Consider the following 14,470-nt stretch of genomic DNA (forward strand, 5'->3'; position numbering starts at 1 on the left):
CAATCAACGGAAAAGTCCACGAAGAACGGACTCCGTCCGCGACGGCGGCCGCAAACTCGCCAATTCAGTTCATGAAACAGGGCGCCACGACGCCGCAGCGGGGACGGGAGACGCAGAGAGGGAAGGCGGACCAGGCTTTACGACGATGGCGATTATCGCATTGATATTACGCGCATTGTATTGGTTCGCATAATTTTGCAGTATGGAACTTGCCCCTCCCTTGCACGACGATCCGCTCGACCTCGTCGAGCGTCATTTCCTCGGTGCAAAACTCAACATGGCCTTCGCCGCCGTCGCCGAGGTCGGCATGTGACAGGGCAGGGGGCTGCCGCCAGAAGCTGTCCATCCTCGCTTTCTTGACATTTCATGATATATCATGAAATGCTGAGAACAGATAATGGAGGTGTGCCATGGCGTCCCAGGCCCGCGAGAAATTCGCAACCCAGGTGAATTCGGAGATTCTGGCCACTGTCCGCAATCTTGCGCAGAGCGAGGGTCGGCAGCTTCAGACGCTTGTCGATGAAGCCTTGGCTGATCTGATTGAAAAGCGGAAGCAGGGTAAGCCTCGCGCCAATGTCATGGCCGCCTATCAGGCGAGCCATGAGAAGTTCGGGTCACTTTACAAGAAGCTGGCTGAATGACGGACTATCTGACCGTTGTTGAAGTCCTTGCCATTCATGACGACCAAATTGACCGTTACGGCGGCTCTGCCGGCATGCGCGATCGCGGCCTGCTGGAAGCGGCTCTATACCGCCCCCAGACAGGTTATTACGCCGATCTGATCGAGGAAGCCGCCGCGCTGTGGGAAAGCCTGGCGCAGAACCATCCTTTCATCGACGGCAATAAGCGCACGGCCTTTGCCGTCACCTATACCTTTCTCGCCATCAATGGCGCGCGCATCACGGCGGACGCCGACGCGACCTATGGTTTTATAAGTGGCCTATATGCGACCGGCACATTCGAGCTTGGGCGCCTTGCCGACTGGCTCCGCGCCAACCTGACGCCGGCGCCTCCGGCCTAAGCGCCGAACCGGGATTGTCAACTTAAGGGATGATGGCTACGAGGCTCTGATTTATGGGTATGTTGAATCGTTATCGCGCCGCGTTTTGCGCGTACGTTTCATCCGCCCAGATCTTGAACGCGTTGGTGCGCCCCCCTCGGTATTTGGTAGCGGACATGTGATGGCGGCGCGGATGAAAATGTTCGCGGATGAAAGCATGAGCAAAAAGGGAACCTCTGCGCCTGGTGCGGTGATTTGAACCGCTGCATTTGCCGCTCCCGCCGTCGGGTAGGTCGAAGCGAATTCTCGGCACGATTGTTCAGATAGCGGCTTCGGCCGTGTTCCACATTCGCCAACGGAGCCCGCTTTGCCACGCCGTAACTCTTCAGTTTGTCGGTCACGATCACACGCGGTTCGTAACGCAAGCCTTTCAACAAGCGCTTGAAAAAGCGCTTAGCGGCCTTGCCGTCCCGCCGGTTCTGAACCAAAATATCGAGTACGACGCCATCCTCATCCACAGTGCGCCAAAGATAATGAAGCTCGCCGTGAATTCGGATGAAAACCTCGTCTAAATGCCATTTATCGCCCGGCTGCGGACGGCGGCGGCGAAGTTTCTGGGCAAAGCTTTGGCCGAATTTCAAGCACCAACGGTGGATCGTTTCCTAGGAAACGACGGCGCCTCGTTCCGCCAGGATTAGCTCGACGTCAAAGAAGCTCAGGCTGAAGGCATGATAGAGCAAAACAGCATGGCTGATGATCTCGGCCAGGAAGCGGTGACGGTAATGGGGATTGGGTGAAGCTTTCATTCGACCATCCTGCACTGTTTCCTGCCAGCATGCCAAGCTTGCTTAATGTGACAATACCTCGGAGCTGCATTCATCGCGATCTGTTCGGTCTCGAGAAACAAACATCGGAAGGAGTGACCGTGCCGGCACAATCACACGCCGTTGCTCCATCCAGCATCCAACTCGGCCTGCGCGAGAACTGGCGGCAGTTTTTGCTGCTCGTCCTCATTAACGCCTTCGTCGGCGGCATGGTTGGGCTGGAACGGACGGTAGTCCCGCTGATCGGATCCGAAGAGTTCAAGATCGCCTCGACCACGATCGTCGTCTCCTTCATCGTCAGCTTCGGCGTGGTAAAGGCTGTCGCCAATCTGGTCTCGGGGCATTTCGCGGATGTCTACGGCCGCAAGCACATGCTCGTCCTAGGCTGGCTGATCGGGCTGCCAGTGCCCTTCATGATCGGCTGGGGGCCGAGCTGGGGCTGGGTCATCGCGGCGAACGCGCTGCTCGGCGTTAACCAGGGCTTCGCCTGGTCGATGACGGTCATCATGAAGGTGGACCTCGTCGGCCCCAAATCGCGCGGACTCGCCGTGGGCCTCAATGAATTCGCCGGATATCTTTCCGTCGGTCTCACAGCCTTTCTCACCGGCTACATAGCCGAGCGCTACGGTCTCCGGCCAGAGCCCTTCTACCTCGGGATCGGCTACGCGGCTCTTGGGCTCATCCTTTCGACGCTTCTCGTGCGCGACACGCGCCGTCACGTGGCCTTGGAGGTTTCGCGTCACGCGTCGGCCGGGCCGGCAGTTGGGTTTTGGGAGATCTTTCGTCGCGCCTCGTTCGGCGACCGCAATTTGTTCGCTGCATCCCAAGCCGGACTAGTCAATAATCTGAACGACGGAATGAGCTGGGGAATCTTCCCGCTGTTCTTTGCGTCCTTTGGCCTCGGCGTCGAGCGGATCGGCATCCTCAAGGCAATCTATCCCGCCGTCTGGGGCGTTCTTCAGACAGCGACCGGGCCATTGAGCGACCGCTGGGGCCGCAAGGGCTTAATAGCGGCCGGTATGTGGGTGCAGGCTGGCGCGCTTTTCCTAACAGCGGTCACCCACCGGTTCGGCTGGTGGCTCCTTGCCAGCGTGCTGCTCGGACTCGGCACCGCCATGGTGTACCCGACGCTCATCGCCTCGGTCTCTGATTCTTCCCACCCCTTGTGGCGAGCGCGCTCGCTCAGCGTCTATCGGTTCTGGCGCGACCTGGGCTACGCCATAGGCGCGCTCTCGGCGGGCGTCATCGCCGACCTGTTCGGCGCCGCCTGGGCCATCATCGCCATCGGCGCGCTGACTTTCGCTTCGGGGGCCGTAGTCGCCGCTGTAATGACCGAACACCGGCAATAGAATGCTCTCGAACGTGACTTCAGCATGCTCTGACGACGCTGAGATGCGCCCGGCGCGGAATAACGACCGGGCCGCCGATTGCCGCGGTCGCTGGGCGCGCGCAGATGGGGTGGATCGAGCATGATGACAGGGCCAAAGGATGACAACATAGGGGAACGGCCACCGATTCTCGGCCGCAAGAACCATCGGGCGGCCTCGGTCTTCACGCCGGACGCCCTGCTCAGGGAGGCGCGCCGGCAGAAGGGCATCGGCGCCGACCCTGTTCCCGAAACTTGCATCCTCGATCCCGACGGCGACAATATGCGCCGCCTCCTAGCCACCGATCGCGCTCGCCGCCTCACCTCGTGCGCGTGCAATCACACCGACCTGAATGCGTTCGAGCACGAGGGGCTACGTTACGGCGTTGTCGGCTGCGCCATCGGCGGTGCGTTCGCGGTCCTGGTCGCCGAGGAGCTCTTCGCCTCCGGCTGCAAGCTCCTCATCAGCATGACGTAGGCTGAGCAAATTCTCCCGATACACGCGCCGCCGTATTTCATCATTGTCGATCGCGGGCTCCGCGACGAGGGAACGACGCGGCGGCTTCTTGGGGCGCATCTCCTCGCGCCCGAAGGGGCCGACAGCCTCCAAACAGCGGCGCTTGCGATCCGGCACGGGCTGTCGATCGAAGACCTCGCGGAGGCGATCTTCCCCTACTAAACAAACGTCGAACGATTGAAGCTTGCCGCTGAGACCTTCGATAAGGACTTAGCAAAGCTGTCTTGCTGCGCGGGATAGCGAATTCTCTCACTCAGCGCCCATTAGTTTTGCAATGTCGCCGTGGCGATCTGGAGTTTTCACTGCGTCCGATATTGTCCCCTAGACGTGTGTCAAATCACCCGGCCCGCATTCGAGACACAAACTGAATAGTCGTTCACTCGATTTCCGGGATGCGGAACGGTCGGACCTCGCAAGCCGCTCCGCGGTCATGCTTCGCCTGTACGATCGAGAGGCTCTAGGCGCGGTCCCAACGCTGAACGATATCACGGTACGCGTCCTTGACGCCGGCTTCCCAAGGCTCCCCTAAAAGCCGCCAACCGACGCGCGGAAGGTAGCCGTATCGAGCTGCGAGCTGTCCGCTAAAAAGGGTCATACGTTCAGTAAATCGTGCTTGCTCCAATCCTCCGCCATCAAGAAAGCGCCAGGGCGAGGCGCGGAAAAGTTCGAGCACGACTTCCTTCGCCGCCAGATCGTTACCCGTGTAGATGACGTCCATAGGACCGCCCTCGAACTCATGGTTCTCGAAAGCTTCCCAGAACGGCCACTTGAACGTGCTGACGATCCGCGTGCCGGGCCAAATTCTCTGAAGCTCTTCGGCGGCGCTCGTATCCCAAGGGAGGGTGAAGTCGTCATAGGCGTCGTTGAATGGATTGAAGATGTCGACGGCGATTTTTCCCTCGACGTCTTCGGCGAAAGGCTTGAGGATTTCAAAGGCCCCGTCCCGAATGAAAAGCGCCGGCATAACTATGTCGCAGGCCGCGGCTTCGCTGTAGGCTCCGCCGGTCACCCGTTCTCCAAGCTTTCCAGCTATCTCCCTCGCGCGAGCGGGGTCGCGCGAACCCATGACGACTCGATGCCCGCTTTTCGCCGCGAGGTCCCCAAGGCGGACGGCCATGCGTCCGGTGCCCAAGATTCCAAAATTCAACATCAATTGCCCTTTCTGGAGGAGCGAACTCAGGCTCGGTTCGCGTCCAGATAATCATTCTCACAGTCAATAATTGCAACTACGCATCATTTTGTGGCATACTTACAAGGATGTTCCTAAAGAGGCGCCATGCGTCACTCGCGCTATGACACAACCCCCGGCTGCGCCGTAGAAGCCACTCTCGAAGTGATTGGCGGCAAGTGGAAGGGCGTGCTGCTTTATCATTTGCTGAACGGAACATTGCGTTTCGGGGAGTTGCGCCGCCTCGTGCCCGATGTAACTCAACGAATGTTGACGCAGCAGCTGCGCGAGCTGGAGCGGGATGGCGTCATCGAGCGCAAAGTCTATGCGCAAGTCCCACCGCGAGTGGATTACTCGTTGACGAAATTTGGAAGGACGCTTGAACCGATTGTGTTGATGATGCGCGATTGGGGCAAAACTTATCTCAATGATCATGCACCAACGCAGGAGGGGAGGGGTGCCGTCAAGTCAACGGATTTGGAGCTTTCCTCGTTGACGATGGCGTTGAGCTTGCCGTCAGCGCCTCGGCCGAAATGACCGCCGTCCGGCAGGTCGCCGATATCCTCCAGGATTCCCGCGACCTTGAGCACTTCGCTGTTGGCGCAGGCGTAGTGTCCGTTGGTGTACCAGACGAAGATATGTCAACGGCGGAGTAAAAGCCGGCCATTAGGGCGGTGCAAAACCAGGCCATTTTGCGGCTGGGCTTAGAACTCGACCCGCCGCGTCCTCTCCGGCGGAGATGGTCGGGTTTCGCGGCCGGGCGGACGCAACTTTCAGGAAGCGGTTGCGATTTCGTCAGTTTCTGGGTCGGCGGCTTCGTCGGTCTCGTCGGAAGGGCGTGGGTCGCGGCACCGCCTCGCCTTTGATTGCTTGAGCCGATAGCTCTCGCCGTTCAATTCCAGAATGTAGACGTGATGCGTCAGCCGGTCGAGCAACGCGTCGGTGAGGCGCTGGCTGCCGAAGACGCTGGTCCATTCCTCGAACGGCAGGTTCGACGTAACGATGGTCGAGCCGCGTTCGTGACGCTGGCTGAAGATCTCGAAGAGCAGTTCCGTGCCGGTCTGCGAAAGGGGCACATAGCCGAGTTCGTCAATAATGAGGAGCTTGACGGCGGCGAGCTGGGCTTGGAGCTTGAGCAACCACCGCTCGTCGCGCGCCTCCATCAAAGAGACCGTCTCAAACTTGGGGGTGCTATAGGTTTCCGGTCGTTATAGACCGGGGGAATGTAATGAAGTGGCGGGTTTTGCTGGAGCTGGCGGAGGCAAACGGGGACGTGGAGACGCGCGAGCTGGCGACCGGCCAGCGACCTTCAAGTGCGATTTCTCCGGAGGCCATTGGGCTGACCTTGGCCGAAGGCAAATCCGTTCTCGCCGCTATGCAGACCCGGCTGATTCAAGCTCAGGCCGGTGAATATTGTGATGATAGGCGGATTTGTTCGCATTGCGGGTCCTGCCGCGTCATCAAGGACTGGCGGGCTCGGCGGCTGACGACCTTGTTCGGGGTCGTGCAAATCGAGGCGCCTCGCTTCAATCCTTGCCGTTGCGGCCTTGCCTCGCGCCAAATTGTCAGCCCTTTGGGCGAAATCATGCCGGATCGATGCACGCCAGAATACGAGCGCATTCTCGTCAAAATGGGGAGCCTAGCCGCGTATGGCCGCGCGGCGGCGCTGATGGCGGAATTCCTTCCTCTGGGCGAAGCGCCTGCGATCGAGACGGCGCGTCGGCGAACCCTGCAGGTGGGCGCGAAATTGGAGCAGCAAAGTCTGGCCGTCAAGCCGTACGGCGGCCATGTGAAGTCGATCAGAAGCTATCAGCTGCGATCGTTCGAGGTCATGCTGGCTTGCGCCAGTAACGACCGAGGGGAGCAGCAGCTGTTCAGCAGCGTCCCGGTCGAGGCGGATCGGCAGCGTCAGCAACTCAATGCCGTCTTGCGCGACCTTGGCGCAACGCCCGCGACGCCGGTGACGGTGTTGAGCGACGGCGCCGACGGTCCACGCTTTACTGGGTGAATCCGCAGGCCCGGGTCCGGCGCGTCATGTTTTGGACTGGTTTCATCTTTCGATGCGGGTTCAGCATGTGACACAAACTGCCCGAAGCTGGCCGCGCGCGACCAAAGAGGATCTTCAGCAAGGCGATATGCTGGCGAAAAAGATTGAGCGGATCCGTTGGCGGCTATGGCGCGGCCGCCCCCAAAGGGGCTCTGGACCTGATCGACGAGATTTTGCAGGACATCGAGACGCCAAAGCGCCAAGTCCAGCTGACCGTGGCCTACCTCAAGAAGCTCACAATCGTCCTGCGAGATCGTGAGACTTACGTGTCCGGGCAATTCTCCTCGATCATCAATTATGCCGCTGCGCGGCGTTCAGCCGAGCCAATCTCGACGGCCCCAACCGAGAGCGCTGTCCATAGGCTGCTGCATCGGCGGATGACGGCAAAACAGCAAATGCGCTGGTCGCCGAGGGGAGCGCATTTCATGCTTAAGGTTCGGACCGCCGTAATGAACGGAACATTCGAACGTGACCACATCGCGTTCGTTCGATCGACACGCTGCCTACAAGGGCGTGCCGCATAGCACCCCCAAGTTTGAGACGGTCTCTTGTTGAAATCGCAAACGGAAAAAGAACATCGATAATTTGTCGTTCTCCCGCAGGCGAGCGGCAGCTCTACCCAAACGCGTCGTTCGGTACTCGCCGAACTGAACTGAACTCCCCCTCGAAAATAACTCTTTTATTGACTGTCGAATTCTTTATGAGAGTCGAATAAACCATCCGAAGTCGAGGCATTTCCACATGGATTCTGATGTCAGCCATTATCGCTCTGTGGCGCGCAAATTACCGCGGCCTACATTGTCTCAAATGAAAGCTTTCGCTGAATATGTGGCGGACTCGCACAGCTGGTACAAAAAAATACCATGGTGGCCCTCTACTACGCCCTTCGAATTTTATCTCGACCCAGCGGCCGGTATGGATTGGGTCATTGGTGAAGACGGTAATGTCGCAGTTCCAACCGAACGACTTGAGCAAGGATTCCACTATTCATCTATCAAGACTGCACGCTATCGGGAGGAGTTTGGTTATCTCACTTATTTAGATCCCTGGCGGGATGCGGTTATGTTAGTTAGAAACATGGATACTGATGCCGCAATTCGGGCAATCAAACTCGCACAAGAACGCAATTCTGCTAGCGCATACTATGATCCCGAAAAGCGCGAACGGCAGGACCTTCCCTTCCTTATCAGTGCAGCAGGCACGGCGTCGCTAAGCGCGCTAATGCACACTTATTCGTGCGATGTTCATCATGTCATCTTTGCATTTCCAACAGTTTTTTCGGACGGTCAGGCGGCGACTTATGTCAAAGGTGCACTCATCAGCGGCTCCGGAAATATTGATTCTCGCCTCACGCTGCTCCAAGCAAAGGAACTAGTTAAAGCGGGGCGATCGCGGACTTGGCCCGAAGCCAGCGGAGGTAACAAGCAATTGGCCCAAATAATTGATCGAGCACTTGTGTTGATCACGGATCCTTCGCAAAAGGAGTCGGTGGAGGATACCCTATCAATCGAAGCCCACGGTCAAGATCCGGTACTGTTCGAACTTTTTGCGCCAGAACGCAACCGTCAATTCGCAGAAATTGTTTCTGCATGCGAGCGAGTATGTGACTTGGTACACAAGGAACCGTGAATAGATTTGTCGCTTTTGTGGAGAAGTCTAAAGTGGCGCGAATTAGCCATTCGCGAAGACGACTGCCGCTCCCTGAGGTCGTTCGACGCTAGAGGGCGCGCATCGATTCGGAAATTGGCGCATTGATATCTGGTCATGATGTTTAATTACGCGTTGCGAATATCGTGGCCGAAACATATCGAAACTCACCTAACAGAATTATTTAAGTCGATATGGGAGAAGATTTCGGTACACGTCAGAGCCCCACACAGCCACACGATGTATGACACAGCATGTTGCAAGCATATTAAGCCCATATTGGTAAGTGTTGTTTTAATGCGACTCCGCTTCCATTCGGTGAGCTTCGTTGATTACAGTCGCAAGGAGAGCACTCATGCCGGATACTGTTTTGGACCGGCGCCAAGCGCGCGTCCTGGCGCTTTCGCGCCAACGCTTTTCGCAAGTCGAGCTTGAGCGCGCTTTCGTCGGTCTGCCATTCAAGCTGAACAAGTGGATTTTAAATAGCACCGTCTCGCGGCATCGCGTGTCGCTCATCGCGGAAGACATCTTCAGCGGCGTGGCGCGGGTATTTCATTTCATCGACGCCTACAGCATCGCCATTTTTGTCGCCTGCGATGCACAGCTTGAGCGCTCATCCGATCCAACTCGCGTCCGGTTGCGCGCCGAACTGCGGAAGCAAATCCAATCGTTGCGATGGGGCGAACTTCTTTCCCATGAAGAACGCGCCGCCCGCGAGTGGGAGTTCAAAGCCGCCCGGACGGCCGGTCTCAAGCGCGGCGGATCGCACGCAAAAGCGAGCGATGAATTCATTTTCAAGCTGCATGAACAGAGCAAGAAGCAAATGCGGGCTGACATTTTCAGCGCGACGCCGGCCGTTTGGGCGCGTGACGAAGCAAAACATTTCGTCGCGCTACTCCGCCGCAACGCGGCGATCTTTGCGATGCTGGTCGACCCCGAGGAGCCGGGCCGTGGACTCCTCGGGGTCGACCATCTGTTCGAGCAGAGATTTTATCACGCGATCAATTTGACCAAGGCCCTAGAACTGGTCGACTTGCTCCTCGAGGGCGTCGTCGCCGCGCGCGGGGCGGCATGAGCGTCTTCGAGACCTTCCTCGAATTGTTCCCGGTCTTCGCACCGCGGCGGGGCCCCCCGGTGGCAACACGCGCCCTCGACGCCGCGTCACTTATAGTCCGGAATTTCGAGCGTGCCGCCGACAAGGGGCTTCCAATTCCGGTCCGTGGTTCAAAGAACGTCGTTTGGGCGCTTTTCACCGTGATTTCGGACGAAAACGACGACGCCTGGGCGGGTCGGCGTCACTACCTCGCGAAGGGCGTCGTGTGCCTTGCGCACATTAATCATCGGGGCGCCCGTGAGCTTCTGAAGATCGCGCCGGATGTCGACCTGAACGCGATCTCCAGGCGCGAGATCGAGCACCTTCAATGGTCCGCCGAAAGGAAAAACAAGATTGAGATCGGCATCCTGATGCCATTCGGCCCGCGACCGTGAAATGCCATCCTGAGTCGGCGCGGTTCAAGCTGGGCGCTCAACCGCGTTCATGTCGTCGGGCCTATAGGCAATTCAGCGGCGGCGGTTGCGATGTCCCGGCATTACGGAACCTCTTTGGTCTAAATGATTGACTTAAATGAAATATTGTTATTCGCATAATTTATCTTATGGAACCTAACGGATGAGCAGATTGAAAGGTCCGGTCGACATTCCCCCTTGGCGCGCGGCGACGATAGGCTGGCGGCGCGAGCCGCCGAAGTGCCTACTGCAAAGGTCCGCACTGGAGTTTCGCTTTGGGGGTTCGAGTCGCAGGAGCGATGCCGCCTTTCCCCACACCTCCCAAATCTACGCTACTGTCTTCGTGCCTGCGCTTGACCCTTGATGGGAGCTGGAGAAGCCCTTGCCGGAAAAATGCGAAAGCTCTTGATGGTAAGGCGCTTTTTCCTTACATATAAGGCTCAATATAGGGCCATGCTATGAATACGCTCACCGTAACCGCTAAAGGCCAGATCACCCTCCGCAAGGATCTCCTGAAACATTTAGGCGTCCAGCCTGGGGAGAAAATCACAGTGGACAAGCTTCCCGATGGCCGGATCGAGGTGAAGGCCGCGCGACCAACCGGAACGATCTCGGATGTCTTCGATTTTTTGAAGAAGGAAGATGGCCCTTCCTTGACGATTGAGGAAATCAACGAAGTCACCGCCCGGGGCTGGGCCGGCAAGCGATGAAGATCACGGCCGACACCAACGTGCTCGTTCGGGCCATCACGGGCGATGACGAACGGCAAAGCAAAATTGCTCAGGCGGAATTGGCGAAGGCAGATGTCGTTGCACTGGCGCTACCAGCGCTGTGCGAACTCGTCTGGGTACTATCGCAGGGCTACAAAATCTCTGCCGCCGAAATTGCGTTAACGATCCGACGTTTGATAAACGGCGCGAATGTCGTGGTGAACCGACCTGCGGCGGAAGCCGGATTGGCTCTACTTGACGCGGGTGGCGATTTTGCAGATGGCGTCATTGCTTACGAGGGAAGCTGGCTTGGCGCGGACACCTTCGTCACGTTCGACAAGAAGGCGGTGAAACTGATGGAGGGGCGAGGTGAGCCCATCCGTCTGCTATCTTAGAGCCGATCCGAGAAGAAGGGATACAAGAGCAAGGGCTTGCCTTGGCCAGACATTTGAGCACGAGGCGGAAGAAGGCCACGGCGGTTTCTGCGTAGCGTTCAAAGTCTCGCATCAGGCGGCGGTTTCGGCTGATCCAGGCGAAGGTCCGTTCAACAACCCATCACTTTGGCAAGACGACAAATCGGTGGAAATCAGAGCGTTTGATGATCTCGATCTTCCAGCATCCTGTCGTAGCGATCGTCTTCACCATTTTTGGTCCCTGGTATCCGTCGTCGGCGCAAATCCGTTCGATGAAGGACAAAGCGCCGCCGCGTTTAGCTAGCAAGCCGCGCGCGACGACGCGGTCCTGGTTTTGGCGGGCGGACCGCTCACGCCGAGGAGCAGACCGAGCGCATCGACGAGGGTGTGGCGCTCTTTCGCTGCCCGCGACCTTCTTGCCCGCGTCATTGCACTGCGGGCTGAGCGCAGAGCCCCTCCTGAGCGAAGTCGAAGGGTTGAGCCGCCTTGGCGGTTTGGCTGTCGATGATCGCGGCGCTCGGGTGCCCGCTTCGAGATCTGTTCGATCGTTGAGGCGAAGTCGCCGGGCGAGCTGCTTGACCAGATGGCCAGTAATGGGAGAAGAATAATATTCTACCAATATAGATGATATCGGAATACTTCAGCGATGCAACATTTTTAGATCAGATATCTATATAATCGATGAAATATATGCTCACCATGGGGCACGTGTAGCACTATAATAAATCAACCGACTACCCTTGAATGAGGACGCAGAACTGCATAGTGTTAGCTGCACGTCCCGTGATTTAGTTGAACCTCCAAGCGATGTTCCGCATTCACGGGAATATATTTCCCATCATACAGGAGAAAATCATGCAGCGCCGCGAATTCATCACCGTCGTCGGAACCGCTGCCGCGGTCGCCGCGGCTTCGCCGGTCTTTGCGCAAGCCGGCGGCGAAGAGCCCATGCATCCGCCGAAATTCAAAAGCCTCGAAGAGGCCGCTGCTCATTGCGTCTCGACCGGCGAGGACTGCCTGAGGCATTGCTTCGGCATGTTCAGCATGAAAGATACGAGCATGGCGGGCTGCACGGATGCGGCCTATCAGGTCATCGCCGGCTGCGGCGCGCTTCAGACGCTCGCGGCGGTTAATTCGGTCCATACGGGGCATTTCGCCAAAGTGGTGGAAATGCTCTGCAACGACTGCGCGAAGGAATGCGAGAAGTTTCCTCACATCGCCGAATGCAAGGCCTGCGGTGAGTCCTGTAAGAAATGCGCCGAAGAGTGCCGGAAAGCCTCAGCCTGACGATTAACTTGGATCGGCCGCAGATCCCTTGCAAACCAAGCAGCCTGTTGACAGATTTGTCGTCGCTCGATTCCATCTGGCGGTGGAAAATCTGAAACAGGCTGCAATTAATGGCGTTGACCCGCGAACTAAAGGTTCGCGACAACCTTGATGCGACAAACACAGAAATGCCGAGGCCCATCGGGCGTAGCGCGGTGAAGAATGATCTTTTTATTGCAAGATGTTGCCACCGCGCAGGTGACTCGGCGGCGCCGGCGTTCTCATTGAGCCGCACATCTATGGCGTCAGGCTGTGCAGCGATAAAGCCCAAGGCGGGAGCATCGACGGATTTATGAAAACCAGCGCAGCACGGCCGCGGCTGTCAAGGCAGTGAGGCCGAGGCCGCTCAGGCCGCGCCATGTCGCGGCGCCGGGCGGCGCGCCGCCACGCCTTAAAAAATGAATCGAAAGCAACGCCAGCGCCAATCCCGCGCAAAGAATCTTCACGATCAGTGCAGCCAGCGCCACATGGTGAATTTCCGGCAGTTCGCCTTCCATGAAATAGCTGACAGTGCCGAAGCCAAGCCCGCTTGCGGCCTGGACCAGCCAGGCGGCGAAGGTCAGCCATGCCAGCGGGCGCAGCAAGGCTGATTCGGCCTCGCCGAACCAAAGCACCGCGAGCGGCGTCGCGGCGACGGTCGCCGCGCCAAAATTATGGGCGATCTGAACGCCGGCATAGATCGCGTTCTCCAGCTCCATGCTTCTATTGCGCCGTCACCGTGATGCAGCTTTCGGCGCCGATCGGCGCATGACCCTTGCTCACCGGCCGGACGCAGACCTTATGCGCTCCGGGCTTGAGCGGCCCGAGCGTGAACTTGCCCTTCAACGTGTGCGACATGGCGGCCTCGTCGCCATCGACATAGAGATGCACGTGATCCGCCTTCACGACGGGCTTCACTTCAAATTCGAGCTTGGAGGCGCGCTTCGCCTCGAGCGTAGCCCCATCGGCCGGCGCGAGTATCGTCACAAGATTGTCATCTGCCGCCGCAGTCAAAATGCAAAATGGCGGCATGAGGAGCCCAATCCCCAGTCCCAGCGCCTTGAGCGTCATATGCCTGTCCCTTCATTTCCAGCCTATCCTATAACGGATACGCCACCCCGAAGCGATACGCTCGGCGCGACAAAAGCCGATCGTTCTTCAAACTTCCGACAATTCCGATCAAAATTTCTCCACCGCCTCTTTTCTTGAATTCATCCACGATTACCAGCGTGAGCGTTACCGATAATCTCAAGCTGTGGAATGAATACATTTTTGATCGCGTCAGGCATGGCGCCAAGCTGGTCCAGTCGTCACTTTGTCGCCGTGACTTATAATGGCACAGGTCGCATCAATATTCGCGCCACGCGGGAGACGCACGGCGCTTCATTTTCTCCTTCGCGCCCCTGCAAAGAGGCTGCGGCGATTGGTCGATCCAACACATGGGAGCCTGGGAGGGAGACGGTTCCCACGCACAGCGCACCATCGCCGCAGTCTCCCGACTCATTGGAACGAGTTGCGGGGACCGAAGCCGCCAAGTTAAAGCCAATAATTCTCTATGTTTCGCGATTTGTGGTCAATTTGTCGCATCGCGCTGATTGACCTGCCCCAAATTGTTTCGTCCACCTGAAATTGTAGCCCGCCCGATTCTTCCCAATCTGGCCGCTCATCGGACGGGGCCTTCAACCCGCCCAGGACTTGCTGGGCGGGTTGGCCCTTGATGAGCCCGCTCGAAACTGGCGCAAGCGAAGCGCCGATAAATCAAACCATCCGTGTTGGAGCTAATCCCCGTTATGTCCGGGCGGATTCGTCGGAATCGGCACCCTGAGTTCGTCACCGCGGCGGCGCCAGACTGGATCGAAGCCCTCGGGGCCAAAGACCGCATATATCGAGTCAGGCAGCCCGTGGGAGAACGGCTACCGCGAGCGCTTCAACTCGAAGCTACGCGACAAATTGTTGAACGGAATCAC

Annotated in this window: 16 protein-coding genes and 4 pseudogenes; 15 read left to right on the forward strand and 5 right to left on the reverse strand. The window is 58.0% G+C overall.

Features of this window, described 5'->3' with window-relative positions:
- The first annotated feature begins 410 nt into the window (after nt 1-410).
- Together METAC_RS0100775 and METAC_RS0100780 are read left to right on the forward strand one after the other, a co-directional pair.
- The gene (locus METAC_RS0100775; RefSeq protein ID WP_026605578.1) at nt 411-641 is read left to right on the forward strand and encodes a hypothetical protein; all 231 of its coding nucleotides are present in this window, start codon (nt 411-413) and stop codon (nt 639-641) included.
- On the forward strand, nt 638-1,021 hold the full coding sequence (locus tag METAC_RS0100780; protein ID WP_026605579.1) for a type II toxin-antitoxin system death-on-curing family toxin: 384 nt from the start codon (nt 638-640) through the stop codon (nt 1,019-1,021). Before METAC_RS0100775 ends, METAC_RS0100780 begins: the two co-directional genes overlap by 4 nt.
- A 70-nt stretch (nt 1,022-1,091) precedes the next feature.
- On the opposite strand, the pseudogene METAC_RS21700 reads toward METAC_RS0100780, so the two are convergent.
- A pseudogene (locus METAC_RS21700) lies at nt 1,092-1,806 on the reverse strand (IS6 family transposase).
- A 119-nt stretch (nt 1,807-1,925) separates the two neighbouring features.
- Between METAC_RS21700 and METAC_RS0100790 the strand changes: the two are divergent.
- The 3 genes from METAC_RS0100790 to METAC_RS27390 all read left to right on the forward strand — a co-directional run bounded on the left by METAC_RS0100790 (nt 1,926) and on the right by METAC_RS27390 (nt 3,869).
- Complete coding sequence (locus METAC_RS0100790) at nt 1,926-3,173, forward strand: MFS transporter (RefSeq protein ID WP_026605580.1); 1,248 nt, start codon at nt 1,926-1,928, stop codon at nt 3,171-3,173.
- 120 nt (nt 3,174-3,293) lie between these two features.
- Nucleotides 3,294-3,668, forward strand: coding sequence for a nucleoside phosphorylase-I family protein (locus METAC_RS21705; protein WP_051335274.1), 375 nt, complete (start codon nt 3,294-3,296; stop codon nt 3,666-3,668).
- Nucleotides 3,669-3,710: 42 nt separating this feature from the next.
- Complete coding sequence (locus tag METAC_RS27390; RefSeq protein WP_425338897.1) at nt 3,711-3,869, forward strand: hypothetical protein; 159 nt, start codon at nt 3,711-3,713, stop codon at nt 3,867-3,869.
- 295 nt (nt 3,870-4,164) lie between these two features.
- On the opposite strand, the gene METAC_RS0100800 is transcribed toward METAC_RS27390, so the two are convergent.
- On the reverse strand, nt 4,165-4,857 hold the full coding sequence (locus METAC_RS0100800) for an NADPH-dependent F420 reductase (RefSeq protein WP_026605581.1): 693 nt from the start codon (nt 4,855-4,857) through the stop codon (nt 4,165-4,167).
- 126 nt (nt 4,858-4,983) lie between these two features.
- Between METAC_RS0100800 and METAC_RS21710 the strand changes: the two genes are divergently transcribed.
- The gene (locus METAC_RS21710; protein ID WP_084143359.1) at nt 4,984-5,412 is read left to right on the forward strand and encodes a winged helix-turn-helix transcriptional regulator; all 429 of its coding nucleotides are present in this window, start codon (nt 4,984-4,986) and stop codon (nt 5,410-5,412) included.
- Between the two features lie 236 nt (nt 5,413-5,648).
- Here METAC_RS21710 and METAC_RS21715 read toward each other — a convergent pair.
- A pseudogene (locus METAC_RS21715) lies at nt 5,649-6,041 on the reverse strand (ATP-binding protein); the annotation flags it as partial.
- A 62-nt stretch (nt 6,042-6,103) separates the two neighbouring features.
- Between METAC_RS21715 and METAC_RS27395 the strand changes: the two are divergent.
- The 8 genes and pseudogenes from METAC_RS27395 (at nt 6,104) to METAC_RS0100860 (ending at nt 12,485) form a co-directional block, all read left to right on the forward strand.
- A pseudogene (locus tag METAC_RS27395) lies at nt 6,104-7,446 on the forward strand (ISKra4 family transposase).
- A gap of 217 nt (nt 7,447-7,663) precedes the next feature.
- A complete protein-coding gene (locus tag METAC_RS0100830) occupies nt 7,664-8,551 on the forward strand; it encodes a hypothetical protein (protein WP_156898051.1) in 888 nt (295 codons plus the stop codon).
- A gap of 373 nt (nt 8,552-8,924) precedes the next feature.
- Nucleotides 8,925-9,644 (forward strand): hypothetical protein, encoded by a 720-nt coding sequence (locus tag METAC_RS0100835; RefSeq protein ID WP_026605585.1) that lies wholly within the window; start codon nt 8,925-8,927, stop codon nt 9,642-9,644.
- Nucleotides 9,641-10,057 carry a hypothetical protein gene (locus METAC_RS0100840; protein WP_026605586.1) on the forward strand — a complete coding sequence of 139 codons (417 nt, stop codon included), beginning with the start codon at nt 9,641-9,643 and terminating at the stop codon, nt 10,055-10,057. Before METAC_RS0100835 ends, METAC_RS0100840 begins: the two co-directional genes overlap by 4 nt.
- A 476-nt stretch (nt 10,058-10,533) precedes the next feature.
- Nucleotides 10,534-10,785: an AbrB/MazE/SpoVT family DNA-binding domain-containing protein gene (locus METAC_RS0100845; protein ID WP_026605587.1), complete on the forward strand. Its 252-nt coding sequence runs from the start codon at nt 10,534-10,536 to the stop codon at nt 10,783-10,785.
- On the forward strand, nt 10,782-11,180 hold the full coding sequence (locus METAC_RS0100850; protein ID WP_026605588.1) for a type II toxin-antitoxin system VapC family toxin: 399 nt from the start codon (nt 10,782-10,784) through the stop codon (nt 11,178-11,180). Before METAC_RS0100845 ends, METAC_RS0100850 begins: the two co-directional genes overlap by 4 nt.
- Nucleotides 11,155-11,502, forward strand: a complete 348-nt coding sequence (locus tag METAC_RS26180; RefSeq protein WP_156898052.1) for a hypothetical protein — start codon at nt 11,155-11,157, stop codon at nt 11,500-11,502. The genes METAC_RS0100850 and METAC_RS26180 overlap by 26 nt, the downstream gene beginning before the upstream one ends.
- 551 nt (nt 11,503-12,053) lie before the next feature.
- Nucleotides 12,054-12,485, forward strand: coding sequence for a four-helix bundle copper-binding protein (locus tag METAC_RS0100860; protein ID WP_026605589.1), 432 nt, complete (start codon nt 12,054-12,056; stop codon nt 12,483-12,485).
- A 329-nt stretch (nt 12,486-12,814) separates the two neighbouring features.
- Here the strand turns inward: METAC_RS0100860 and METAC_RS0100865 are convergent, their stop codons facing one another.
- Both METAC_RS0100865 and METAC_RS21725 read right to left on the reverse strand, forming a co-directional pair.
- Nucleotides 12,815-13,222 carry a hypothetical protein gene (locus METAC_RS0100865; RefSeq protein WP_026605590.1) on the reverse strand — a complete coding sequence of 136 codons (408 nt, stop codon included), beginning with the start codon at nt 13,220-13,222 and terminating at the stop codon, nt 12,815-12,817.
- A gap of 4 nt (nt 13,223-13,226) precedes the next feature.
- Nucleotides 13,227-13,574, reverse strand: coding sequence for a hypothetical protein (locus METAC_RS21725; protein ID WP_051335275.1), 348 nt, complete (start codon nt 13,572-13,574; stop codon nt 13,227-13,229).
- A 731-nt stretch (nt 13,575-14,305) separates the two neighbouring features.
- On the opposite strand from METAC_RS21725, the pseudogene METAC_RS26185 reads away from it, so the two are divergent.
- A pseudogene (locus tag METAC_RS26185) lies at nt 14,306-14,465 on the forward strand (integrase core domain-containing protein); the annotation flags it as partial.
- Between the last annotated feature and the right edge of the window lie 5 nt (nt 14,466-14,470).

The sequence above is a fragment of the Methylocapsa acidiphila B2 genome, from assembly GCF_000427445.1.
Classification (GTDB): Bacteria; Pseudomonadota; Alphaproteobacteria; order Rhizobiales; family Beijerinckiaceae; genus Methylocapsa; species Methylocapsa acidiphila.